Genomic DNA, 24,662 nt, shown 5'->3' on the forward strand with positions numbered 1-24,662 from the left:
AGGGAGCGGGCTCGGCGAGCGTCGGTGACGTGGTGGCCGCACTGCGCCAGGCGGTCAAAGACCTGCCGTTCACGCCACTGGCTGACGCGCTCGACCTGGCCGAAGACGCGAAGGCCCTCATCGAGTTGGCCGCCACGGGTAGCGGGCAAGACGAGTTCCTACAGGTTGTCGCCCGGTTCGATGAAGTGGTCAACGGCATCGGTGAACTTCAGAAGCTCTTGACCACGATCCAGCAGACCGCCACGGCGGCAGCCAGTCGGCTTGAGGGCGCAGCCGCGCCGCAAACCGTTACGCCACAACCAAAGCAGACCGAGCCTAATCAGCCCGCGGCGGCTCAGCCAGACAGTCCTAAGCCGCCGGACCGAGTACGTGAGCTACTGAGCAAGCTCCCTGTCCGCGATAGCTCCAACCAGAAGACCCACGGCTATTGGCTTGACGGGCAGGGCAACGCGCACGGCCCCCTACCCAGCGGCCGGGACGAGTTGAGTGAAGCCGCTACGGCCGAGCTGCGCCGTCTCGGTATCGCGCCGTCGCGTGGTGCCCTCATGACAGCCGACCACGTTGAGGTCAAGCTGGCCGTTAGCCTGCGCGCCAGCCCAGAGCAAGAGGTGACGGTGGTCATCAACAACGATCCCTGTGCGCGCGGTCCGTTCTCTTGTGACCGCCTGCTGCCCCGGATACTGCGGCCGAACCAGGTCGTTACGGTGTACTGGCCGGGTGGCGTGAAGACCTACCGGGGAAGGGCCGTCTGACCGTGAGCTATCACCTCGAAGTCGCCTACCACAACGACCAGGCGGTGACCGAGCTGCGGACCCGAGACGACGTTGACCGGTTCGTGGACGAGCTGCTTGCCGCCGGACCCGACCACACCGCCGCCACCGCCTACGCCATCGACCCGGACGAGGGCCGGGAGTTCCCTAACCATGAGCTGACCATCGGCGCCAGCGCGCAGACTGGCCTCGGGGCTGTGCGGTACTCCGGTGAAGAAGGGGCGTACTACCTCAAGGGCGCGCAGGCTAACCCGGACGGGGTGACGTTCGCCTACTTCGGCACGGCCCACGAGTTCCCGGCCGATGCCGAGGTGCCTCTAAGCCTGGTCCGCCAAGCTCTTTGGGGACTGCTAACGAGCTGCGGGGAGCGGCCGAGCGGCCTGAGCTGGACTGAGACCGACTGACTCGTTCGCCGGTCGACCCGCGCTTTAAGAGCTCCTAACGTAATGACTGGTGGCGTTGGAGTCGTCGCCAGCAGATGATCGAGCAGGCGAGGCTGAGGAAGGCCTCGTGGATGTCGTCGCGGACTTCCCAGCGGATGCGCAGGCGGCGGAACCAGTGCAGCAGTGCCAGGGTCTGCTCCACCACCCAGCGGTACACGCCCAGACCCGAGCCGTGCTCGACGCCGCGGCGGGCGATGACCGGCCGGATGCCCTGGGTGCGGAGTTATCGGCGGTACTTGTCGTGGTCGTAGGCCCGATCGGCGAACAGCTGTTCGGGCTTACGCCGTGGCCGTCCCACCCGTCCGCGTACGGGTGGGACGGCGTGGAGCAGTGGCATCAGCTGGGTGATGTCGTTGCGGTTCGCGCCGGTCAGCGTCACGGCCAGGGGAACGCCGCCGGCGTCGGTGATCAGGTGGTGCTTGGAGCCCGCTCGGGCACGGTCGACCGGGCTCGGCCCGGTTTTGGGCCGCCCTTCACCGCCCTGATCGAGGAGGAGTCCACCACGGCACGCGACCAGTCCAATGCCCCCGCGGACTGCAGCCGGGCGAGCAGCAGCTCGTGCAGCCGAGGCCACACCCCGGCCTCGGTCCAGTCCCGCAACCGCCGCCAGCACGTCATGCCCGAGCCGTAGCCCAGCTCCTGGGGCAGGAACTCCCACTGGATACCGGTGTAGAGCACGAACAGGATGCCGCACAACGCCTTGCGATCGTCCAACCGCCTACGACCGGGATACCGGAACCGCCGCTCGACCTTCGGCAACAGCGGCTCGATCAACTCCCACAGCTCGTCCTCGACCTCCCACGGCCGACGCCGGGCCACACCAACCTCCCACCGGACCACACCACATCCGACAAGATCAAAGCATAGCCAAGATCATTCTGTTAGGACCTCTAAGGGCACAGCCACCCGAAGCCACCAAGAGAGACCCGACCAGGACGGCGGCCCACCCCTCGCGCTCTCCGACCAAGAGCCACCCGTACACCAGGCTGCAGGTACTGCCGAAGACACCCGCAAGCGCCAGCCAGGTGACGTACTCGCTCCGTCGGTACGTGACCAACTTGACATACGGCGCGCGGCGTCCCTGCGCGCAAATGAGACATTACAACTCCTTCTTCGTTTGTTCCGGGCCACTGACGCTGGCTGCGGCAATGGCCCGGCACAAACGCGGAGTTATTACCTACAATAAAACAATAGGCAGGTTACCGCAAGACTTAAGCTGCTTCGGAGAGCAGTATTTCCTGTTGGAGCCCTTCCGAATCACCTCGCAGTCTCAAGACCTGTTCGTCGGTCAAACATGTTGAGAGCAGCCTAGGTATTCCAAGCTTGTCAGCGCGATTACGCACCCACCACACCGGTTTCACTAGGTCTCTCGCCATATGCGGGAATCCAACAGGTTCCCCAGCACTGGGCCAAACAGGATCACGGAAGCTAAGACCGGTGACAGCTTCGATCTTCAAGAGGTATTTACGGCTCACGGCTCGACTACCGTCGTCCGGTCTCCCATAGTAACCAGGCATGAAGCACTCCTGATCCTTCCACGTCCAACGCCAACGGCCTTTGGATCGCTTCGGTCTGACAGCTCGCTTTAGGTCGAAGAGCAACCACTCGTGACCGAATGGCAACTCTGCACGGAATTCGTCGTCGGCTACGACGATACCGTCTGCACCTTTGGCCAGCGCCAGAACTGTTAGGTCAGCCTTTTGCCCCTGCGGGGCTAGATAGAGCCGTCCTTGCTTCATCAGCTTCTCGAACTTCGGGCGGTCAGTCGGGTGGAGCATATCCAAAAGTTCTGGATCACCCACATACCGCACTTCGCGGCATGGACCAAGCCTCGGCCACGCCTTCAGGGAGCTGCCAACTCCCATCAGCCAGTCATAGGCACCCGGCGCACCCGGACGCCATACTCGACGCATGACGTTGAGCACGTCCACTACAACCGTACGCGGCCTGATAGGCAAGATATCCGTCACGTGACCTACTCCAGAGGTTCGGCGTCATAGGCAACTCCTAAGTAATTGGTGCGTTAACTTTCCGGTCACCCGGCCTGGCTGTGCCACGGCCGCAGGTGCCACCTCATAGCGTAGAGCGACGATTCCAGGTGAGTACGTCACACGATCGGGTGAATGAGCTAACACGGCTGTAGGCAGGGCCGACACTCCTGGTACAGCACCACAAGGAGGTGGGCCATGCGATCTTTCTTGGTCATGGGCCTGGCTATCACTGGGTTTACGCTGATCTTGACCGGAGCGTTCTTGATCGCTTACCGGTCGATCAAGCGCGTGCGGGTGGAGCTTGTCGTCCCAAAGATTCCGCCCAAAGCTCCGGGCGGTGGCGGTGGCGGTGGCGGTGATGGTGGCGATGGTGACGGCGACGATGACCGGACACAATTCCTTTTCGGGTCAGGACGCCAAGCCTTCAACCCGCTGACCTACGCCGAGCCGATCTCCAAGCTTAGGTCCGGTGATCGTCTAATCGCCTGGGGCTTGGTGCTTCTCGTGCTGGCTTGCCTGGTGAGCGGATTCCTGGATGTCAGTGTGGGCGAACTTGCCACCGCTGGCGAGTAAGGCCAGCAGTGAAACGGGGCGGGTAGCCATGCGATTATGAAGAGCCCGGCTTTAGCTGGCAAATATAAGCTCCTTCCGGTGACGCCGAGGGTCTTCTGAGATGAAAAACCGCTAGATTCGCCTAGTTCACCAAGCCGCCAGGGAAGCGCCATGAAGCTAGTGTGTATTCTTATTGGCAAGTGTAAAGTATAGGCATTAATCGGGAATCTACAAGATGCACACCGGCGATATTTAAGCCTGGAGTTAACATGTCCGAGGACGACGCGACCGGACCTGTGACACAGAAGCCCGTATCAGGATTGCAGGTAGGCGTTGTTATCTCGCTAGTTTTCCTAGCGGGGATTGCTTGTTATGTCGCGGCCTACTTGCTGTTTCCCCTTGGGTTTTGGCACGGCTTCTTCCATTCCGCAGGAGAGGCGCTTGTTGTAGCGTTTCTGGTAGCCATACTGGGCGACTTGTACCTGCGCTTCCGGTCCCGCGAGGAGGCAGTCCGTCGCGGCGTGCAGGAAGCAATTGCCGAGATATTCGGGTTCCTCGGGCCATCTCAGCCGCGCCCGTTGCAAGAGGCGGTCAAAGAGTTCGGCAAGCAGGCTTACTATGCACATGAAGTATCCTGGAGGCTGACATTTGATTGGAAAGACGATTCAAAACGTGTAGTTCGAGTTCTCTTGAGCGAACACCATACCGCTCATAATCTTGATCCTTATGGGCTCGTTCCGACAGGCAGGGCCTGGGTAATGGAATCCACCTTTGGTGAGGACTCAAGCTTTTTGGCTTATCGGGTGGAATGCGCCCAGGCGAGGATTGGTGACGTAGACTTGCGCGGGCAGGATCTTGCTCCCTATGTACTGCCGGAGAGGCATGGAAAGGTTGAGCTGGACCTGGATAGAATGTGGCGCGAGAGGGGAAAGGGGCGTCGGATCGACTACGGAATGGACTACTCAGTTGCGGTGCAAACACAGGTGTTTCGAGACTCGTCCAGCTCTCTTCCCCTAACGCTTTCAATGTTCGCCATCAGCCTAAATGTCGAGTTTGACGGCAATGCACTGAATGACCTCTCGTTCTCACTGTTTGTTCCATCACAGCTCGTTCGCCAAAAAGGAACGAAGCCGGACCATTGGCGTTTTGTCGGACGTAATACTGGAGGACGCATACATCGGGAGTGGCGCAGCGTGACTCCGTGGCAGGCGGTTATTGTGAGCTGGTGGCCCTCACCACCGATTGAACCTGAAGTGCCAGATCCTGCCTTGGAGAACCGGTCACAGTAACCATGCATAGTGTCGTTCTCCCTGGACTGCGATGTGGCCAGATAAGTAAATGCCCCGCCTACTGACGTAGACAGGGCTTCGGTCGATCTGACGATCAGCCGTGGTTGAGGGGTTGCCCCCAGCGGTTGAGGGTGAGCCTCTTAGTTGCTCCACCCGCCTTTAGCCAGGTCGTGTAATGAGCCTGGTTCGCAAAGGTACGACCAGGGCGTACGGCTTCACCGCAGCCACAGGCACAAGGGTTTTTAGGTTCGCCGTCGGCCTTGGGCGTGACGTGGTGCAGCTTAGCTGCAAGCTTCTTTGCGCCGCCCTCACGCAGCCAGAACACTTGATGTTCCTGGTTAACGAACGAGCGTTTCGGGGGTACAGCAGTGCCGCAGCCGCACAGGCACAATTTTTGATCTTGGTTGGAGCCGTCCGGGGTCGTCCGCTGGGTGCGCAGGCGGGGGAGCCCTGGTCAGCCGGGCAGTCTGCCGGGCGTTGTAGGTGTTGTGCAGAATTTCTAGTAGGTGCTCAAGTGAACGAAGGGCCCAGGTCGTGGTGACCTGGGCCTTCGTTCGTCCCGGGCCGCGCGGTCAGCGCAGGCGGGTGGTCCAGGTGTCCAGGTTGGTCAGGGACGTGCGCAGGTCGGACAGCAGTTCCAGGGCGTGGGTGTGCGCGGCGGCGCGTTCGGGTGGGGTGACCGGGCGGTGGCCCAGGGCGCGCCAGACCATCCACGCCGCGCCGCGCAGGTAGACGTCGAGCAGGCCCGCGAACGACGCCGGTGATGCCGGTGGTCGCCTGCCGCCGGCCGTCTCGTAGGACGTGATCACGCGGTCGAACGCCGAGCGGTCCTGTCCCAGGTCGCTGAAGTAGACCGCCGCACGGGTCAGCTCCCACTCCGCGTACTCCGGGCCCGCGCCGTCCCAGTCCAGCAGCAACGGGCCGCGCGAGGTCTGCAAGACGTTGTCCGGCTTCACGTCGCGGTGCGTGTTCACCGGCGTGAGGCCGGCCGTGGCGGTGACCAGGGCACGCGCCTCGGCGATGTCCGGCAGGTAGGCGCGAACGGCGGAGGTGAAGTCGTTCGGTGCCTCGTCCAGCCACTCGCGCCACTCCTCGACCGGGTGCGGTGGCGAGTCCTCGGGCGCAGGACCCGCGGGTAGGTCGTGCAGGGCGGCCAGGGTGGTGCCGACCCACGCCGACACGTCCTCGGTCGCCGGGCCGCCGTCGTGCCACTCGTGCACGAGGTAGCTCTCGACGTCGTCACCCGCTCGGACGTCGGCGAGCAGCGGCGCCGCCGGTTCGAGCGGGTGCACCGGGCGTGGCATGGGGAAACCGCGTTCCCAGGCGTCCAGCTGGACCTGCGCGGACACCAGGTAGTCGCGCATCCACCAGTCCTCGCGCGACCGGTTCAGCCGCTTGACCGCCCACGTGCCGCGGGACGTGCGCAGGCGCCACACCAGGTGCGAACGCCCGCCCGCCACCGGCACCCACGGCTCCGCCACGTCACCGAGCCCGAACGCCGCCGCCACCGCCGCCTGCCACTCCACGCCGCCAGACGTTAGGGCACCCGACCCCGTGGTCAGGACTCGTTTTCCGCCGACGTCCGCCACACCCGCTCGTAACGCTCCTGATCGCGCGCCGTCCGCTCCTTGCGCACCGCCGCGGCGGCACCGGCCGGGTAGCCGTACTTCGTCATCCGGTGGTCGGTGCTCTCGATCGCGTACGACACGCCGAAGTACACGCCGACCACCAGCCCCAACGACCCGCACGCGATCGCCAGCGGCAACGGCGAGCCCAGGCCGAGCACCAACGCCAGCGCGATGACCACCGTCAACGGCAGCACCTGCAGGAACATCCGCACGCCGAACCAGACCAACCACGTCGGCTTGGTGGCCTGCCGGAACACCCACTCCCGGTGCTCGAGGGGCAGCCTGCCGCCGAGCAGGTACCAGACCCGCAGCGGCACGGACGGCGTCACGTCCGCTCCGTCGCGGCGATCACGCCGGTCAGCACGGCGTGCAGGTCGCGCAGCTCGTCCAGCGACATGCCGAGCTTCGCCACCACCGCGGGCGGGATGGCCAACGCCCGCTCGCGCAGCGCCGCGCCCTCCGCGGTCAGCGTCACGGCCAGCTGCCGCTCGTCCGCCGCGTCCCGCGACCGCGTCACGTACCCGATCGCCTCCAGCCGCTTGAGCAGCGGCGACAGCGTCGCGGGCTCCAGTGCCAGCATCCGGCTCAGCTCCTTCACCGACAACGGCGCGCGACCCCACAGCGCCAGCATCACCAGGTACTGCGGGTGGGTCAGCCCCATGGGCTCCAGCAGCGGCCGGTAGACGGCGACCACGTTCCTGGACGCGACGGACAACGCGAAGCAGACCTGCCGTTCCAGGGCCAGCGGGTCGTCCTCGACACTTTGCGCACTAATCATTAGTACACACACTACCCGACGGTCAGCCGCGCCGAGCCACCGTGATCAGGTGAGATGACGCACCGAGCACCGACTCCTCCTGCTCGACCTCGCGCAACGACCACATGAGGTAGTCCACCAGCTCCGGGTCGGCGTAGGCGGCGTCCAGGTCGGCGTTGGACCGCAGCCACGCGACACCCTCCACCGCGAACGTGCCGACCACGTCCAGCCCGGCCTCCCGCGCTTCCGCGGCCGCCTCCTCGGGACGGTGCAGGTACGCGGTGGTGAACCAGGACGTGTCCGGCGGCGGCCGGTGCTGCCCGGTCCGCAGCCCGTGCGTCACGAGGTCCCGGTACCGCGGGTCGAGCACGAAGTCCTTGCGCAGCCCGTCGAGCAGCGGCGCGAACCGCCCGATCACGGCGCCCAGCACGACACCGCCGGGCCGCACCACGCGCAGCGCCTCGCGCCACGCCCGCAGCCGGTCCTCCCGCTCCACCAGGTGGTACAGCGGCCCGAACAGCAGCACCGCGTCGAACGGGCCGTCGACCGGCAGGTCACGCGCGTCGCCCACGACGGCGGACACCCCGGGCAGCGCGCCGGCCACCTCCACGTGCGACGGCATGGCGTCGACCACGACCACGTCGTGCCCGTCCTCCGCCAACCACCCCGCGTGCACGCCGGTCGCGCCGCCGACGTCCAGCACCCGACCCGGCTCACCGACGAACCGCCGCACGATCTCCTGCGTGCGCAGGAACTCCAACCGCCCGTCACCGCCGACGCGCAGGCGCTCGTCCTCGTAGCCCCGCCCGTAGAACTCCCTGATCTCCCGATCCATCTTCCGACCGTAGGGACCGGGGCAATCGGTTATCGGGCTTCCAGCTCCGCCCAGCCACCGCCGCGGGCCAGCACCGCGCGCACCTCGGCGAGGTGTTCGACCGCGCCCGCGAGGTCGCTGTGCAGCAACGCCGCCCGGTCCGCGTCGACCGGCAGCGCGTCGTCGCGCCACAGGTCCAGCGGCAGGCTCAGCACGAACACCACCGAGTCGACCAGTCGCAGCACCGCCGCCGTCCGTTCACCGGTGTACGCGCCGCGGATCCCGGCGCACTCGGCCAGCACGGCGCGCAGCCCGCCAACGGCTTCCGCCGGTGTGCCGTCCCACTCGGCGGACGGCCACAGCCGTCCGCTCAGCGCGAGCCACAACCGCCACCCGGCGGCGGACTCGGCCTCGTCCCGCGGTCGCCAACCCTCCACCACCCCACTGTGCGGGCGCTGCAGAGCGCCCGCACAGCGGAGATGACCCATCACACAGGGCAACGCAGCCCACAGAGCAATACCGCACACACTCAGGCCCGCGTGGGCACCTTCTCGTCGTCGGGGTCGGACTGCAGCGAGTCGACCAGCGCCTCCCGTTCCGGCGACGGCTCCGGCTTGATCACCAAGCCGACCACCAGGTACAGCACCAGCGACACCAGCAGCGGCCAGGACACGATCACCGCCTGGGTGACGAACTCGACCTTGTTCTGCTGCATCACGTACAGCACGGCCCACGTGCCGAGGCCACCGATCACCGACGAGGTCGCGGCGGTCGGGCCGACCTTCTTGAACCACGGCAGCATGCCCAGCATCAGCGGGATCGCGATCGGGCCCATCGTCGCCGCCACCAGGGCGATCACGACCTTGAGCACGAAGCCCTTGGTGTCCGCGGTCAACGCGATCGTCATGCTCAGCCCGATGAACAGGAACGTGGTGATCCGCGCCAGCTGCAGCTGCGCGGCCTCACCCAGCCGCGTCACGCCCTTCCACAGCTTGGGCAGCATGTCCCGGGTGATGACCGCGGAGATCACGTTGGCGTCGGACGACACCATCGCCATGGTGTGCGAGAAGAAGCCCGCCAGCACCAGGCCGACCATGCCCGCGGGCAGCATGGCCTTGCCCATCTCGACGTAGGCCTGCTCGGCGTTGGCCTCCATGCCGGGCACGATCAGCGGCGCGGCCCACATCGGGAAGAACAGGATCAGCGGCCACACCAGCCACAGCACGCTGGACAGCAGCGCGGACCGCTTGGCCGCGGCACCGGACGGCGCGGCCATGTAGCGCTGCGCCAGGTTCCACATGCCGCCGTTGTACTCCAGCGTCTTGATCAGGAACAGCGCCATGAAGAAGATCAGCGTGTACTGGCCGGACAGCGGCTCGGAGTGCGACTCGGGCAGCTTGTCCCAGATGGTCCACATGAAGTCGAGCCCGCCGAAGTGCGCGGCGACCGCGACGAACATGGCCACACCCGCGAGGCCCTGGATGATGAACTGGCCGAAGTCGGTCAGCGCATCGGCCCACAGGCCGCCCATCACCGAGTAGACCATGGTGACGACGCCGACCAGCGTGATGCCGAGCCAGATCGGCACGCCCGCGAAGCCCTGCAGCAGCAGCGCGACCGCGACCCACTTGGCCGCGATGTCGACGACCTTCAGCGCCGCGCCCGCCCACGCCATGATCTGCTGGGTCGGCACGTTGTAGCGCCGGGCCAGGTACTCCAGCGGCGACTTGACGCCGTGCTTGGAGCGCAGCCGGTTCCAGGTGCCCGCCCACAGGAACGCGCCGATGCCGACACCGACACCGATCGTCAGCGCCCACCAGATGTAGACGGTCAGGCCGAGGCGGTAGGCCTCGGCGGCGAAGGCCACGAACATGACCGCGCTGTAGCCGGACATGTGGTGCGAGATGCCCGACAGCCACCAGGGCATCTTGCCGCCCGCGGTGAAGAAGTCGGCGATGTTCTTGATGCGCCCGCGTGACCAGTAGCCGATCGCCACCATCACGAAGAAGTACCCACCGACGACGACCCAGTCGAGGGTTTCCATGAGGCCTCCACGAGTGTTCGGCCCACGGGTGGCAGCGCGTGTTCGGGCGGCGGCGGTGCGCGGCGTCCCACATGGGTGTGTGACGTACGTCTTACGAGGCTGTTGCGCCCGGCGGAAGGCCACGCACGGTCATTGAGTCACATTCGTGACTCTTGTTCACATACATGACCGAGGTGGAGCCGCGGATCTACGGAAAGTAGTTCGGCGAAACCGCGTCATGGCTGGTCGCGGACGTGGTCGCACCGGTATGCGAACCGGTGTCAACGTGCGCCCTCCTCTCCGGCCAGACGGGGATCGGCGCGTTCCCGCTCCCGGGCCGGGGGTCGCGCTGGTGGACCCCGTACCCCTGTTCCGCGAAGGACTGGCCGCCGTGGTCCGGCGCACGCCCGCCATGCACTGGCTGGGCGCCACCGGGCACCTGCACACCGCCGTGCGGCTGCACGAACGGCTGCGGCCCGACGTGCTGCTGGTGGACTCCGTCCTCGACCCGCAGGGGCACCTGGCCACGCTGCTGACCGGCAACGACTCGTCGTTGGTCGTCGTGTCCCTGGTGCGCGAACCGCACCGGACGGCGAAGTTCGTGCGCTCGGCCCTGACCGCGGGCGTGCGCGGCATGGTGCCGCGGGAGGCCGGGGTCAACGAGGTGCTCCAGGCCATCGCCCGCACGCACGCCGAACGCACGTACCTGGATCCGACGCTCGCACCCCTGGCGGCCGGCTTCACGCCCACCGCCGAGGCGGGCACGCGGCGTTCGCTGTCCCGCCGGGAGTACGAGGTGCTGCAGCTCATCGCGGACGGCATGGAGAACCAGGCCGTGGCGAACGAGCTGTACGTGTCCGTGGAGACCGTGCGCACGCACGTGAAGAACATCCTGCGCAAACTCCACGCCCGCGACCGAACACACGCCGTGTCCCTGGCCTACCAGGCGGGCCTGCTGTCCGGGGGCGCGGTCCGGCTGGTCTGACCCGGGTTCGGTGACCTGACCCCGGTCCCCGGGACCGAAGGCACGAGTCGATCTCCGATCCGGAAACCGCTGCTCAGCGACGTCTGGTTCGCCACACCCGGCACCTCGGCCTTGCCGGGGTTACTGACAGGTAATACTCTGTTGTTACCGGTCAGTAGGGGACCGCCCCGACCAGCATGGAGTGAGCGACGAGATGGGTCACTACAAGAGCAACGTCCGGGACCTCGAGTTCAACCTCTTCGAGGTCTTCAACGTGCAGGACCACCTCGGCACGGGGCCGTTCGAGCAGTCCGACGAGGACACCGCGCGCGGCGTGCTTGCCGAGCTCAACAACCTGGCGGTCGGGCCGCTGGCGGAGTCCTTCGCCGACGCCGACCGCAACCCGCCGGTCTTCGACCCGAAGACCCACTCGGCCACGCTGCCGGAATCGTTCAAGAAGTCCTACCAGGCCGTGTGGGACGGCGAGTGGTACCGCCTGTCGCTGCCGAACGAGCTGGGCGGCTTCGGCATCCCGCCGTCGGTCCAGTGGGCGGCCTCCGAGCTGATCCTGGGCGCGAACCCGGCCATCTACATGTACCTGGCCGGCCCGAACTTCGCCTCGGTCGTCCACAAGAACGGCACCGAGCGGCAGAAGCGCTGGGCCGAGATCATGATCGAGCGCGGCTGGGGCGCCACCATGGTGCTGACCGAGCCGGACGCCGGTTCCGACGTGGGCGCGGGCCGCACCAAGGCCACCCTGCAGGAGGACGGCACCTGGCACATCGACGGCGTGAAGCGGTTCATCACCTCCGCCGACCAGGACATGACCGAGAACATCATGCACCTGGTGCTGGCCCGTCCCGAGGGTCCCGGCATCGAGGCGAAGCCCGGCACCAAGGGCCTGTCGCTGTTCCTCGTGCCCAAGTGGCACTTCGACCCGGAGACCGGCGAGTCGACCGGTGAGCGCAACGGCGCCTTCGTCACCAACGTCGAGCACAAGATGGGCCTCAAGGTCTCGACCACGTGCGAGCTGACGTTCGGCCAGCACGGCGTCCCGGCCAAGGGCTGGCTGCTCGGCGAGGTGCACGACGGCATCGCGCAGATGTTCCAGGTCATCGAGTACGCCCGGATGATGGTCGGCACGAAGGCCATCGGCACCCTGTCGACCGGCTACCTCAACGCCCTGTCCTACGCCAAGGAGCGGGTGCAGAGCGCCGACCTGACCCGGATGACGGACAAGACCGCGCCGCGCGTCACCATCACCAACCACCCGGACGTGCGTCGCCTGCTGATGCTGCAGAAGGCGTACGCCGAGGGCCTGCGCGCGGTCTACCTCTACACCGCGACCCAGCAGGACAAGATCGCCCTGGGCGGCCCGGACAAGGAGCTGGCGGAGAAGGTCAACGACCTGCTGCTGCCGATCGTCAAGGGCGTCGGCTCGGAGCGGGCGTACGAGCAGCTGGCGCAGTCGCTGCAGGTGCTCGGCGGTTCCGGCTTCCTGCAGGAGTACCCGATCGAGCAGTACATCCGGGACTCGAAGATCGACTCGCTGTACGAGGGCACCACGGCGATCCAGTCGCTGGACTTCTTCTTCCGCAAGATCATCCGCGACAAGGGCCAGGCGCTGGGCTTCCTCAACGGGGAGATCCAGCAGTTCCTCGACAACGAGGGCGGCAACGGTCGGCTGAAGGAGGAGCGGGCGCTGCTCAAGCGGGCGCTCGAAGACCTCCAGGGCATGCTCGGCGCGATGATCGGGTTCCTGACCAGCTCGCAGGAGGACGTCCGCAACCTGTACAAGGTCGGCCAGAACACCGTCCGCCTGCTGATGACGGCGGGTGACGTGCTGGTCGGGTGGCTGCTGCTGCGCCAGGCCGACGTGGCGCTGGCCAAGCTCGACGGCCAGGTCTCGGCGAAGGACAAGGCGTTCTACGAGGGCAAGGTGGCGGTGGCGTCGTTCTTCGCCAAGTCCGTGCTGCCCGAGCTGACCGCCCGCCGCAAGATCGCCGAGGCCACCGACAACTCGCTGATGGACGTGGACGAAGCGTCGTTCTGACCCGGCCGACCAGCCGGAATTGTCGTACCCCTCGGGCAGAATGAAAGCAGGGGACCCCCTGGGCGGGGACCTCTGCGGAAGCTCGGCAGACGGCAAGCTCGGCAGACGGCAGTTCAGCGAACGGAAGTTCCGCAGACGGCAAGGGCGGCATCCCCGGGAAGTGGGGGTGCCGCCCTTCTGCCGTGCTCGGCTCGATCAGCCCTTGTGCGCCTTGGCGGCGGCGAAGCAGTACGCACCGAAGCCGAGGAAGCCGATCGCGATGATCGCCAGCGCGAAGATGCCGTACGGCTGCGCGGCCAACGTGTGCAGGGCCTTGTCCATCCCGCCGGACTCGGACGGGTCGGCGTTGATCGCGGCGAACGCGACCAGGACGCCGATGAGCGCGTACGACGCGCCCTTGCCGATCCACCCGATCCGCCCCAGCCGCTCGACCCACATGCGGGTGCCGGCGGGCAGTTCGGACATGTTCAGGTCGTCCTCGAAGGACTTCTTGACGCCCTTGCGCGCCACCATCACGCCGAGACCGATGACGAACAGCGCCACCAACCCGACCAGGATCTGCCCGAACGGCAGCGCGAGCACCCGCGCCGTCCACGTCTGGGACTGCTCGGTGCCGCTCTTCTGGGACGTGCCGGTCGCGTAGTTGATCGCGGCGATGGCGATGACCGTGCCGGTGATCGCACGGCCGACCGAGCCGCACCGCCGGTACACGCGCTTGCGCTTCTTGGTGACCCACCCGTAGCCGCCCGCGGCCATGGTGAGCTGCCACAGGGCGAACGCGAACAGGCCGATGGCGAGGATCCACAGCAGGACCGGGCCGAACGACGTCTGGGCCAGGGTCGCGACCGCGCCCTTCTGGTCCGTCTTCTCCCCGGTGTCACCGAGGACCACCTGTGCCGTCAACGCCGCCAAGAGGACGTGGACGAGCCCGTAGCACACCATCCCGGCGCGGCCGAAGGCCTGCACCGCCGGATGTCTCCGCACCTCTTGCACGTTGGTAGCCACGAACGGGTGATACCCGTTCGTGGCTACCGCGAACCCCGAACTGCTGGTCAGCCGCCGGGCGGTGGCGGCGGCGGCTCGCAGACGATCTTGTACTGCGGGTCGTACCGGACGGTCCGGCTCTCCTGGCGGGTCTGCCCGGTGCGGCGGTCGGTGATGGTGCGCGTGTCGGTCACCGAGAAGCCGCGCGCGCCGGCGCTCGGCTGGCAGTCCGGCTTGTCGACCTTGCGCTCCTGCGGCTCGGTGTGGTTGAACTCGGCGCTGGTCGAACCGGTCACGTCGTAGTTCTTGGTGCCCCAGAGCACGATCTTGATCGAGGACGGGGTCCAGATCGTCTGGATCGCCACCCCGGTGTCGTCCGGGTTGGTGAACTTGATGTCGATCAGGCTGTTGCCCGCGCCGTCCATGAACACCGTGGCCTCGCGACCCTTCGGGTACCGCGAGATCCAGTAGCTGTGCTCCTTGTGGCCCGCGTCCTTCATGCCCGCGTGGTAGGCGGCGTTGTAGAGCGTGGTGGCGAACTGGGAGATGCCGCCGCCGACCGCCTTGCCGGGCACGCCGTTCTCGATGATGCCCGCCTCGACGTAGCCCTGCGCGAGACCGCGCGGACCGGTGTGGCCGTTCAGGCTGAACGTCTCGCCCGGCTTCACGATCGCGCCGTTGACCTTCTCGGCCACGACGCGGATGTTGGTGCCGGACGCGGCCACGAAGCCACCGGTCTGGAACTCGCCGATGACTTCCTTGATGCCCATCTTGTTCGCCTGCTCGGTGGTCACCTTCGCGGGCGTGTGCTTGTACTCGGCCTTGATCGCGCGCTCGTTGTCGCGCTTGAGCACGTCGAGCGCCGTGGCCAGGGACTTCTCCCAGTCGATGCCGCGGCCGTCGACCGACTCCTTGACCACCGGCCGGCCGCCCTCGAACACGATCTGGGCGTCCTTGCCCTCCTTCTCGGTGTCCTTCAGCTGCGGGCCGGCGTGCTCGACGAGCTTGGCGTTGTCGACCTTCGCGGTCAGGCCGCCGTCGTCGGCGGGCTCGAACACCAGCACGGTCGCCAGCATCTCGGGAGTGAGGGTCGCGTCCTTGCCCTCGCCCTGGATGATCAGCGGCGCGGACGTGGCGGGCTTGGCGACCTCGGCCAGCGCCTTCTGCACGCCCTCCTTGGTCGTCTTGACCGGGGTGGTGGCCACCGGCAGCTCGACCGTGCCGCCGTCCGCCCAGTCGGCGAGCAGGCTCTGCGTCGCGCCGGCCACGTCCAGCTTCTGGCCCTGCTTCGGGTCGACCGCGACCGGCGTCGCGCCCTCGAAGCGGATGGTGCCCTCGGCGGGCTCGTGGTCGGTCTGGGCGCGCAGCGCCTCCAGCGCGGCGGCCAGCTTGGCCTCGTCGCTGCGAGTCGCGAAGCCGACCTCGCGCGAGGTGAAGAACGAGGTGACGCGGGTGATCGGGGACAGCGGCTGGCTACCCGCGCGGTCCAGCGTGGCGGTCCAGTCCAGCTCCAGGCCGGCCGCCTTGGGGTCGACGGTGGTCTCCACGTCGCCCGCGCGCGCCTTCACCGGCGCGGCCAGGCGGGGACCGATCTCGTCGTGCAGCTTCTGCTCGGCCTCGGGGTGGCTCATGCCGCCGACGTCCACGCCGGCCACGGTCACGCCGCGCGGCACGTTGCCACCGGAGATGACCAGGTCCAGCCCGTACAGGACGACCAGCACGCCGAGCACGGCGGCGGCGATCAGGCCGCCCTTGCGCAACCGCTTGCGGCGGGTGTCCGCGTCGTCGGCCTCCGGGTCGCCGTCGACCATCACCGGGCCGTAGACGGTCGCCTCCGGCTCCGGGGCGGAGACCGGCGTGGCGAACACCGTGGTGGCCTCCGACGACGAGGGCTGCGGCTGCGGCTGCGGCTGCGGCCGGCCGAAACCGCCGGGCGGCGTGGCGATCACCTGGGTCCGCTCGGCGGGCGAGGCGAGGGCGCGCGTCCGCTCGGCGGGCGGCGTGATCGCCTGGGTGGCGTCCGCGCCCCTCGGCGGGTTCTGCTGCGCGTTGCGCGTCGGGTGTTGCTGCGTCACGTTGTGAGAGACGCCCGGCGGGGCGTCCGCGTTGTCAGCGGTGGTGGACGGCGGCGTCACGTTGCGGACCGTGGCCGAGGTGTCCGGCTCCGCGTCCGGCTCCTCCCGCGGCCACTCGGCCTCGCCGGCCGTGAGCTTCGACGTCCGTTCCGCAGCGGTGCCCGACGGGCGGACGGGCTCCATGGCCCTGGTCCGCTCAGCGTCGTACTCCGGTCGCTGGTTCTCCGGCACCGCTCCCCCTCTTGCCTCTCGCAAGGTCCTGGGACTGCTTACCCGAACGTCGTCACACGTCGATCACGGTCGGGTGGTTCACAGGTCTCAGCCGTTCTGGTCACAGGTAAAGGCCGGTCCCGTGTTCGGTCCGCTCGGTCGCGGTCGCGTGCACGTCCCGTTCCCGCATGACGAGGTAGGTGCTGCCCTGCACCTCGACCTCGAACTGGTCCTCCGGGTTGAACAGCACCCGGTCGCCGACCTTGACGTGCCGCACGTTGGTACCGACCCCGAGCACGTCTCCCCAGGCCAGGCGCTTCGCCATCTGGGCGGTCGCCGGGATCACGATGCCACCGCTGCTGCGGCGTTCGCCGTCCTCCGGGGAGATCCGCACCATCACGCGGTCGTGCAGCATCTGGATTTCGAGCTTGACATCGGGCACCAGCAGAGTCTAGATGGCTTCGTCGAGGCCACCCATCATCAGGGGTAGCCGCCGGGGGCCGTCCTTTACCACGCGGATCGGAACGCCCCAGTCCTGGCGGGCCAGCTTGCACACCGGGTGCTCGACGCTCGGGTCGTCGGTGCAGCTCGCGGCCTGGGCGACGACGTGCAGGACGCCCTCGGTGAAGCCCTCGGCGACGTGCAGCACGCGGACCAGGTCCGTGCCGACGCCCGCGCCCGAGGCCAGCAGCTCCGGCGGGGAGCTGGTGATCTCCAGGCGGGTGGACGGGCCGAACCGGTCGTCCAGCTTCTGGCCGGTCGGCGGGGTGAACACGACCGCGAGCTCGACCTCGCCCGACGCGATCACCGAAGGCGGCCTGCGCACCTGGTGCGCCTGCCCGCTGACCAGCTTCGCACCGGGTGCGACCGGCCGTTCCAGGCGGTGCGCGGCGGAGGCGACGACGACCAGCTCACCGTCGACCAGGACCGCGTCGGACGGCTCGGCGATGTCCGTGGCCAGGGTGGACACCTCGCCGGTGGCCGGGTCGTAGCGGCGGATGGCGCCGTTGTAGGTGTCGGCGATCGCGACCTGGCCGCCGGGCAGGACGGTGACGCCCAGCGGGTGCTGGAGCAGCGCCTGGTCGGCCTGGCCGTCGCGGTGGCCGAAGTCGAACAGGCCCTTGCCGATCACGGTGCGCACGGTGCGGTCGGCGTCCAGCCGGCGCAGCGCGGAGGTCTCCGAGTCGACCAGCCAGAGCCGGTCGCCATCGGCGGCCAAGCCGGAGGTCTGCGCGAAGAACGCCTCCGCGGCCGGGCCGTCGTGCAGGCCTTCGACGGTGGTGCCGGCGAGGCGCTCGACGCGGCGTTCCCGCGGCTTGAACAGGCCCAGCGTGTGGTTGCCCGCCATCGCGATGACGACGCCGCCCGCGGGTTCCCACCACGTGACGTCCCACGGGCTGGTCAGGTCGATCGCCTCGGCCGGGCCGTCCGTGTCGCCGTCGCGCCACTGCTCGCCCGTGCCCGCGACGGTGGTGACCTCGCCGGTGTCCAGGTTCAGGCCGCGCAGGAGGTGGTTGACCGTGTCGGCGACGACCGCGTGGTAGCCGACCTCGGCGGCGACGTCGTCGGGCAGCAGCGCGATGCCGGCGGGTTCGGAGAAGGTGGGCTCCAGGCCGTCGCGGCGACCGCGCTCACCGGTGCCGATGCGCCGGACCACGGTCTCGCCGTCGAGGTCGAGCTCGACCAGGCCGTGGTGCGCGGAGTCGCTGACGAGGAGGGTGTCGTTGCCGGTCAGGACCGCTTTGGCGGGGAAGCGGAGTTCGGTCTCGCGGGGCGGTGGCGCGACGTACGGGCCGTCGCCGCGGTGCAGCGTGCCCTTGGCGTCGTGCTCGGCGACGATCTCGGACACGATCTGGCGCAGCGCGTCCAGGTGGCCCTCGCCGGAGGCGACGTGCACGACGTAGCCCTCGGGGTCGACCAGGACGAGGGTCGGCCACGCCTTCACCGCGTAGTCCTGCCACGTCGTCAGCTCGGGGTCGTCCAGCACGGGGTGCTCCACCTCGTACCGCTCGACGGCCGCCTCGAGCGCCGCGGCCTCCGCCTCGTGCGCGAACTTGGGCGAGTGCACGCCTACGGTGACCAGGACGTCGGCGAACTCGGCTTCGAGCGGGCGCAGCTCGTCGAGCACGTGCAGGCAGTTGATGCAGCAGAACGACCAGAAGTCGAGCAGCACCACCTTGCCGCGCAGGTCCGCCAGCCTGATGTCCCGCCCACCGGTGTTGAGCCAACCGCGGCCCACCAGCTCGGGGGCGCGGACACGGGCACGGCGTCGTTGTGCGGTCGTCACGTCCCGATCCAACACGACTCGCACACCGACATGTTCCCGCGTCCACCGGATGGGACGAGTGCCACGTGGGGGTGTCTGCGCAGCCGTGGGTGTTCGTCGAATCCGCTAGCCGGGGCGGCGGATCGTGCGCGGGCCCAGGATGTCGGCGTTCAGGGCTGCCACGCGGTCGCGGAGGGCGCGGTCGGCGGTGACCACCGTGCACGGGCGGTCCGGGTTGGCGCGGACCACGTCGACGATCGCATCGTCGCCCGAACCCGGCGCGGAGACGACGCGCACGCCGGGCACCGATTCGACGTGCCGCGCCTTGCCCTCGACCACCAGGACCACTTCCAGCGGGCCGGGGAGGGTCGGCAGGCCGTGCTCGGCCACGGCGACGAGGTCGTCGCGCAGGCGCGCGGCGGCTCCGGCGCGGTCGCGCCACCAGCCGTCCGGTACCGAGCCGACGACGTTGGCGGCGTCCACGACCAGGAGCGGGTGCGTCATCGGATCATGCTCTCAGCAAACCCTCATGAAACTGTCGTCCCCCGATGGCACCATGGAGTGGTCCGTTGGGGGACAGACATGAACACGCAGGGGGACATTGTGGAGATCAAGCACGCCCGCAGGAAGACGGACGACACCTGGAACGGCTCGGCCACGGCCAAGTAGCCGCCGATGGGAAACCCCGCGGTGCTGCCAGGTCGGGGGTCCGACAGCACCGCGGGGTCACTGGGAACATCGATACCCGATCGGGCACCGTTACATCCCCTATCGGGTGTGACAGGGATCACATTTTGAAGTGACGAAGCCCTGCCGCGCGGGAGGTGCGGCAGGGCTTCGTCGTTCCCCCTTCGCCAGAGCGCGGACGACGGGGCGCGCACCCGGTGTCGATCGGGTGGTCGTCACGCGCGCCGGAGGAAGGTCCCCTCAGCGGAGGGTCGTCACCTGAGCCTGGGCGATCGCCATCAGCTCGTGACGCATGGCCGGGGTGGGCGCCATGTCGATCGCACGGGCGACGGCCTTGCGGTTGCGAGCCTCGACACGACGAGCGCGGAGCTTCGCAGTGAAGTTCATCGGGGGTTCATCCCTCTCAAAGTTCTTCCTCGGTGTGTGCCTCAAGTATGCACCCTCGCACGCTCGAAAGCACCCGATTATCCGGTGAGGTGCCGCACATGCCGACGAATCATCGGCCGCCACCTCGTGTCCCCTGATGATTCGCCTGGAAGACACCTACTGGACCGGATGTGCCACCCAGGACTCTCTAGCGTGCACGCTAGAACACCCAATGCGACCGAAGCGAACGAATAACCGCAGGTCAGCCGAAGTTCAGTCCTCGCGGCCGAGCAGGAACCGGCCGAAGTGCGGCACGGTGAACGCGATCTGCCCGCGTTCGGCCGAGTACACGAGCCCCTTCTTGATCAGGCTGTCCCGGGCGGGCGACAACGACGACGGCTTGCGCCCCAGGTGGTCGGCCACCTGCGCGGTGTTCACGCCCGCGTCCTTGCCGTCGGTCAGCTCCGCCATCGCCCGCAGGTACTCCCGCTCGGCGGGCGTCGCCCGCTCGTACCGCGACCCGAAGAACCCGACCGCCAGCTCGGCGTCCGCCTCGGGCGCGGCCACCGCCACGTCCATCGCCGTGATCGGGTCGGCCGGCGCCGCGTCCCACGCCGCCTTGCCGTAGGCCTGGATGAAGTACGGGTAGCCGCCTGAGGCGTCGAACAGCGCGTCCAACGCCTCCGGCTCGATGCCCGCCTCCTCCCGGTCCACGGGCGCCAGCACGGCGCGGTCGGCGTCCTCCCGCGAGAGCCGGTCGATCCGCACGTACCGGAACAGCCGCTCCGAGTACGACTTCGACGCCGACAGCACGGCGGGCAGGTGCGGCAACCCGGCGCCGACCACGACCAGCGGCGCGCCCGACTGCGACAGCTCGTGGCACGCCGCGCACAACGCCGAGACGTCATCCGCCGGCACGTCCTGCATCTCGTCGATCAACAGCGCCACGCCGGTGCCCACGTCCTGCGCCAGCTCGGCGACCTCGGTGAACAGCTCCACCAGGTCGATCTCGATGTCACCGGAGTCGGCCCGGCCGACCGCCGCGGGCACGTCGATGCCCGGCTGCCACCGGTCGCGCAGCTTCGCGTCCTCGGGGTTGGACCGCAGCGCGAACGCCTTCAGCACACCGAGCACGGCCTCCACCCGGTCCGGAGCGCGGTGCCGCACGGCCAGGTCGCGGATCGCCCGGTGCAACGCGGCCGACAGCGGGCGGCGCAGCCCGGCCTCGGGCCGTGCCTCGATCTTCCCGGCGCCCCAGCCGCGCTTCATCGCCATCGACCGCAGCTCGCCCAGCAGCACGGTCTTGCCCACGCCGCGCAGCCCGGTGAGCACGAGGCTGCGTTCCGGCCGGCCGCGCGCCACCCGTTCGAGGACGACCTCGAACGCGCCCAGCTCCTTGTCGCGCCCCGCCAGCTCGGGTGGCCGTTGGCCCGCGCCGGGGGCGAACGGGTTGCGCACCGGGTCCATCCTCGGAAGGTATCGAGGTGTCTACAGCGGATCCAATACTCACGCCGTGTCGGCAGGTATTCGTGTATCTAGCTTTGAAGCTATATAGCGCTATCGAGCGACATGGGCGGTAGCGTCGTGCCATGGCTGAGGTAGTGACCAAGGGCGTCGGCAAGGTGGAGCGGACCGCTGACCGCGCCGAGGTGAGCGTGAGCTTCGAGACGCTGGGCTCGACGCGGCAGGAGGCGGTGGAACGGCTGACCGCGCGGATCGCCGGCGTCGAGCCCGCGCTGGAACGCCCGGGCGTCGAGGTGCGGTCACGGCAGCTCAACGTGCACGACAACTGGGACGGCCGGCGCCGTTCCGGCAGCCGTGCGACGCAGAACTACGTGGTGCGGGTCGACGACGTCACGGCGCTCGACAGCCTGCTGGGCGCGCTCGTGACCGCCGAGCCGACGTGGCTGCACGGGCCGACGTGGCAGCTCAAGGACGACGCGGACGCCGTCCGGGAGGCGCAGCGCGAGGCCGTGCTGGACGCGCGCCGCCGTGCCGAGGGCTACGCCGGAGCACTCGGCGCGCGGCTGGGGCCGTTGCACCGGCTGACCGACGGCGACGCCGAGGGCTGGGCGGTCGAGTCGACCCGGATGAGGACGGCGGCCTACGGCGGTGCGCCGGGCGTGCCGCCGCAGATGGACGAGCTGAACCTGGAGGCGCAGCAGATCACCGTCACGGTCCGCTGCACGGCTTCGTGGGCGCTCCTCGACTGACGCCCCGCGTGTCCCGAACGTTCATGAACGTGGGACACGCGGGACGCGAACGTGGGACACGCGGGGTCAGCTGTTGGTTCTCGGTTCGGCCAGTTCGACGACGACCGAGCGGTTGCGGGCGGCGGCGTCGGCGATCAGGTCGCCGTAGCTGTCCAGGTCCGGTTCCAGGGGCGAGGCGAAGCCCGCACCGCGGACCTCGGTGAACGCCGCCCGGCTCACGCCCAGCTCGACCAGCGTCGACACCACCCGCTCGCCGCGCCGCTGGGTCAGGTTGACCGCCGACGCCGCCGACGCCGAGCTGGCCGTGCGGGCGACCACCCGCGCGGTGGTGCGGCCGTCGAACTTCTTCGCCACCTCCGCCAGCACCTCGCGCGCACCCGGTGCCAGCTCGTCGCTGCCCGCCTCGAACAGCACGGAGTTCGGCAGGTGCACCGAGGTGTCGGAGTGCACCACCTCCCCGATCCGCACGGTCGGCACCTCGGCCCGGCCGATCGACGCGCCACCGGGCACCGGCTCCGTGTCGTGCGTGCAGCTCTTCGCGTGGAACTTCGCGCAGATCCCGAGCCACAGCTGGACCAGCGCCTCCCGCGCGCCGGGCGGCAACTGCGGCTGCTCGCCCGTCACCTGGCCCAGCCCGGAGAAGATGACGTCCTTGTCGGTCAGCTCGGGCAGGGTGTCGTCCGGCACCGACGCCACCACGGCGGACACGTCGAAGTCGAGGCCCAGCCGGGTCAGGTCGAGCGGGTCGGTGGTCTGCAACCCGCTGGTCTGCAGCACGAGCACCGCCGGCCCCGACGCGGACGCCATGTCCGCCAGCACGGACAGCGGGTCGAGGTCGGTGCTGGTGCCGCCGAGCTGGCTGAGCTGTCCCGTCAGCCGGTTCAGGTTCTGCTCGAAGCCGAGCTCGCGCAGCGCCGCGTCGCTCTCCACGTCGTTGCCGTCCCGAACGGTGAAGTCCTCGTCCACGTGCGCACCGCCGGAATCCTCACCCTGCCGGTACACGACGACCCGGGTCACGCCCTGGTCGACCGCCTCGGCCAGGCGGTCGACGACGGTCTTGGTGAGCTCGACCCGGGGCTCGTTGGCCGACGCGGTCACCCCGATGCGCACGGTGGTGGTGTCGCGGGACGTCTCCCCGCAGGCAGCGCAGGACGCCGCCACCAGCACGACTGCGGCGAAGAGCCGTGAGTGGTTCATGCATTGGAAACGGAACGGGAACGCGTTGTGTTACCAATAACACCCGTTCGGCCTAACGATCAGCCTCATCGCTCCACGATCGCCGTAACGCCCTGACCACCCGCCGCACAGATGGAGATCAGCCCGCGACCCGAGCCGCGCTCCGCCAGCAGCTTCGCCAGGGTGGCCACGATCCGCGCGCCGGTCGCGGCGAACGGGTGCCCGGCGGCCAGCGACGAGCCGTTGACGTTCAGCTTCGACCGGTCGACCGGGCCGAGCGGCGCGTCCAGCCCGAGCCTGCCCTTGCAGAAGTCCGCGTCCTCCCACGCCTTCAACGTGGCCAGCACCTGGGACGCGAACGCCTCGTGGATCTCGTAGAAGTCGAAGTCCTGCAACGACAGCCCGGCGCGCGCCAGCATCCGCGGCACCGCGTACGCGGGCGCCATCAGCAGGCCCTCGCCACCGTGCACGTAGTCGACGGCCGCCGTCTCGGTGAACGTGAGGTAGGCCAGCACGGGCAGGTTCCTCGCGGCGGCCCACTCCTCCGACGCCAGCAGCACGGCCGACGCGCCGTCGCTGAGCGGCGTGGAGTTGCCCGCGGTCATCGTCGCGCCCTCGCCCCGGCCGAACACCGGCTTGAGCTCGGCCAGCTTCTCCACCGACGAGTCCGGCCGCAGGTTCTGGTCCCTGGTCAGGCCCAGGTACGGCGTCACCAGGTCGTCGAAGAACCCCCGGTCGTACGCGGCGGCGAGGTTGTGGTGGCTCGCGGCGGCCAGTTCGTCCTGGTCCTCGCGCGCGATGCCCCACTCGCGGGCGGTGATCGCCGCGTGCTCGCCCATGGACAGGCCCGTGCGCGGCTCGCCGTTGCGCGGCACGTCCGGCACGACGTGCTTGGGCCGCAGCTTCAGCGCCGCCTTGACCTTGGCGCCGGCGCTGCGGGCCCGGTTGAACTCCAGCAGCACGCCGCGCAGGTCCTCGTTCACGCCGATCGGCGCGTCGCTCGTGGTGTCCACGCCGCCGGCCACGCCCACCTCGATCTGGCCGAGCGCGATCTTGTTGGCCACCGCGATCACCGCCTGCAAGCCGGTGCCGCACGCCTGCTGCACGTCGTAGGCGGGCGTCTCGGCGGACAGCGTGCTGCCCAGCACGGCCTCGCGGACCAGGTTGAAGTCGCGGCTGTGCTTGAGCACCGCGCCCGCGACGACCTCGCCGAGCCGTTCGCCCTGCAACCCGAACCGGCTGACCAGACCGTCCAGGGTGGCGGTGAGCATGTCCTGGTTCGACGCCGTGGCGTAGGGACCGTTCGACCGGGCGAACGGGATGCGGTTGCCGCCGAGGATGGCTACTCGGGCCATGTCGTCCTCCAGGATCGTGGTCGGGTGGCACCCAATGTTACCTACT

22 protein-coding genes and 1 pseudogene are annotated in these 24,662 nt (G+C 68.6%); 7 read left to right on the plus strand and 16 right to left on the minus strand.

Translation table 11 applies throughout. The annotated features are described in order from the left end of the window. Positions 1–29: 29 nt before the first annotated feature. Together B0I31_RS15450 and B0I31_RS15455 are read left to right on the plus strand one after the other, a co-directional pair. A complete protein-coding gene (locus tag B0I31_RS15450; RefSeq protein WP_106616101.1) occupies positions 30–752 on the plus strand; it encodes a DddA-like double-stranded DNA deaminase toxin in 723 nt (240 codons plus the stop codon). 2 nt (positions 753–754) lie between these two features. Then, a complete protein-coding gene (locus tag B0I31_RS15455) occupies positions 755–1,174 on the plus strand; it encodes an Imm1 family immunity protein (protein ID WP_181320185.1) in 420 nt (139 codons plus the stop codon). Positions 1,175–1,208: 34 nt separating this feature from the next. On the opposite strand, the pseudogene B0I31_RS15460 reads toward B0I31_RS15455, so the two are convergent. Further along, a pseudogene (locus tag B0I31_RS15460) lies at positions 1,209–2,032 on the minus strand (IS5 family transposase). A 1,367-nt stretch (positions 2,033–3,399) separates the two neighbouring features. Here B0I31_RS15460 and B0I31_RS15465 point away from each other — a divergent pair. Beyond that, positions 3,400–3,777, plus strand: a complete 378-nt coding sequence (locus B0I31_RS15465; RefSeq protein WP_106616103.1) for a hypothetical protein — start codon at positions 3,400–3,402, stop codon at positions 3,775–3,777. Positions 3,778–4,025: 248 nt separating this feature from the next. Next, complete coding sequence (locus B0I31_RS40015; RefSeq protein ID WP_146173854.1) at positions 4,026–5,045, plus strand: hypothetical protein; 1,020 nt, start codon at positions 4,026–4,028, stop codon at positions 5,043–5,045. A 572-nt stretch (positions 5,046–5,617) separates the two neighbouring features. On the opposite strand, the gene B0I31_RS15470 is transcribed toward B0I31_RS40015, so the two are convergent. From B0I31_RS15470 to B0I31_RS15495, 6 genes are all read right to left on the minus strand, one after another. Then, complete coding sequence (locus B0I31_RS15470; RefSeq protein ID WP_181320186.1) at positions 5,618–6,571, minus strand: phosphotransferase family protein; 954 nt, start codon at positions 6,569–6,571, stop codon at positions 5,618–5,620. A 32-nt stretch (positions 6,572–6,603) separates the two neighbouring features. Beyond that, a complete protein-coding gene (locus B0I31_RS15475) occupies positions 6,604–7,002 on the minus strand; it encodes a DUF5313 family protein (protein WP_106616105.1) in 399 nt (132 codons plus the stop codon). Next, positions 6,999–7,451 carry a MarR family winged helix-turn-helix transcriptional regulator gene (locus tag B0I31_RS15480; RefSeq protein ID WP_106616106.1) on the minus strand — a complete coding sequence of 151 codons (453 nt, stop codon included), beginning with the start codon at positions 7,449–7,451 and terminating at the stop codon, positions 6,999–7,001. The genes B0I31_RS15475 and B0I31_RS15480 overlap by 4 nt, the downstream gene beginning before the upstream one ends. 22 nt (positions 7,452–7,473) lie before the next feature. Then, complete coding sequence (locus tag B0I31_RS15485) at positions 7,474–8,265, minus strand: class I SAM-dependent methyltransferase (RefSeq protein ID WP_106616107.1); 792 nt, start codon at positions 8,263–8,265, stop codon at positions 7,474–7,476. Between the two features lie 29 nt (positions 8,266–8,294). Beyond that, entirely contained in the window at positions 8,295–8,681 is a 387-nt protein-coding gene (locus B0I31_RS15490) for a hypothetical protein (RefSeq protein ID WP_245949945.1), read from the minus strand. Between the two features lie 92 nt (positions 8,682–8,773). After that, on the minus strand, positions 8,774–10,288 hold the full coding sequence (locus B0I31_RS15495; protein WP_106616109.1) for a sodium:solute symporter family protein: 1,515 nt from the start codon (positions 10,286–10,288) through the stop codon (positions 8,774–8,776). A gap of 331 nt (positions 10,289–10,619) precedes the next feature. Here B0I31_RS15495 and B0I31_RS15500 point away from each other — a divergent pair, with 331 nt between their 5' ends. Both B0I31_RS15500 and B0I31_RS15505 read left to right on the plus strand, forming a co-directional pair. Beyond that, the gene (locus B0I31_RS15500; RefSeq protein WP_245949947.1) at positions 10,620–11,252 is read left to right on the plus strand and encodes a response regulator transcription factor; all 633 of its coding nucleotides are present in this window, start codon (positions 10,620–10,622) and stop codon (positions 11,250–11,252) included. 193 nt (positions 11,253–11,445) lie between these two features. Continuing rightward, positions 11,446–13,284, plus strand: a complete 1,839-nt coding sequence (locus B0I31_RS15505) for an acyl-CoA dehydrogenase (protein ID WP_106616541.1) — start codon at positions 11,446–11,448, stop codon at positions 13,282–13,284. A 195-nt stretch (positions 13,285–13,479) separates the two neighbouring features. On the opposite strand, the gene B0I31_RS15510 is transcribed toward B0I31_RS15505, so the two are convergent. From B0I31_RS15510 to B0I31_RS15535, 7 genes are all read right to left on the minus strand, one after another. Further along, positions 13,480–14,268, minus strand: a complete 789-nt coding sequence (locus B0I31_RS15510; protein WP_245949950.1) for a DUF1206 domain-containing protein — start codon at positions 14,266–14,268, stop codon at positions 13,480–13,482. Between the two features lie 68 nt (positions 14,269–14,336). Beyond that, on the minus strand, positions 14,337–16,574 hold the full coding sequence (locus tag B0I31_RS15515) for a VanW family protein (protein ID WP_245949953.1): 2,238 nt from the start codon (positions 16,572–16,574) through the stop codon (positions 14,337–14,339). A gap of 100 nt (positions 16,575–16,674) precedes the next feature. Next, positions 16,675–16,968 (minus strand): GroES family chaperonin, encoded by a 294-nt coding sequence (locus B0I31_RS15520; protein ID WP_073886419.1) that lies wholly within the window; start codon positions 16,966–16,968, stop codon positions 16,675–16,677. Positions 16,969–17,004: 36 nt separating this feature from the next. Further along, positions 17,005–18,864: an NHL domain-containing thioredoxin family protein gene (locus B0I31_RS15525; RefSeq protein ID WP_245949954.1), complete on the minus strand. Its 1,860-nt coding sequence runs from the start codon at positions 18,862–18,864 to the stop codon at positions 17,005–17,007. A gap of 81 nt (positions 18,865–18,945) precedes the next feature. Then, a complete protein-coding gene (locus B0I31_RS15530) occupies positions 18,946–19,323 on the minus strand; it encodes a PIN domain-containing protein (RefSeq protein WP_106616111.1) in 378 nt (125 codons plus the stop codon). Between the two features lie 423 nt (positions 19,324–19,746). Beyond that, on the minus strand, positions 19,747–19,893 hold the full coding sequence (locus B0I31_RS40630; protein ID WP_170211556.1) for a hypothetical protein: 147 nt from the start codon (positions 19,891–19,893) through the stop codon (positions 19,747–19,749). 252 nt (positions 19,894–20,145) lie between these two features. Then, a complete protein-coding gene (locus B0I31_RS15535) occupies positions 20,146–21,339 on the minus strand; it encodes an ATP-binding protein (protein WP_106616112.1) in 1,194 nt (397 codons plus the stop codon). Positions 21,340–21,461: 122 nt separating this feature from the next. On the opposite strand from B0I31_RS15535, the gene B0I31_RS15540 reads away from it, so the two are divergent. After that, on the plus strand, positions 21,462–22,085 hold the full coding sequence (locus B0I31_RS15540; RefSeq protein ID WP_106616113.1) for an SIMPL domain-containing protein: 624 nt from the start codon (positions 21,462–21,464) through the stop codon (positions 22,083–22,085). Between the two features lie 66 nt (positions 22,086–22,151). Here the strand turns inward: B0I31_RS15540 and B0I31_RS15545 are convergent, their stop codons facing one another. Beyond that, positions 22,152–23,282, minus strand: a complete 1,131-nt coding sequence (locus B0I31_RS15545) for an OmpA family protein (protein ID WP_106616114.1) — start codon at positions 23,280–23,282, stop codon at positions 22,152–22,154. Between the two features lie 65 nt (positions 23,283–23,347). After that, entirely contained in the window at positions 23,348–24,616 is a 1,269-nt protein-coding gene (locus B0I31_RS15550) for an acetyl-CoA C-acetyltransferase (protein WP_106616115.1), read from the minus strand. Between the last annotated feature and the right edge of the window lie 46 nt (positions 24,617–24,662).

It is taken from the genome of Saccharothrix carnea, assembly GCF_003014735.1.
Taxonomy (GTDB): domain Bacteria; phylum Actinomycetota; class Actinomycetes; order Mycobacteriales; family Pseudonocardiaceae; genus Actinosynnema; species Actinosynnema carneum.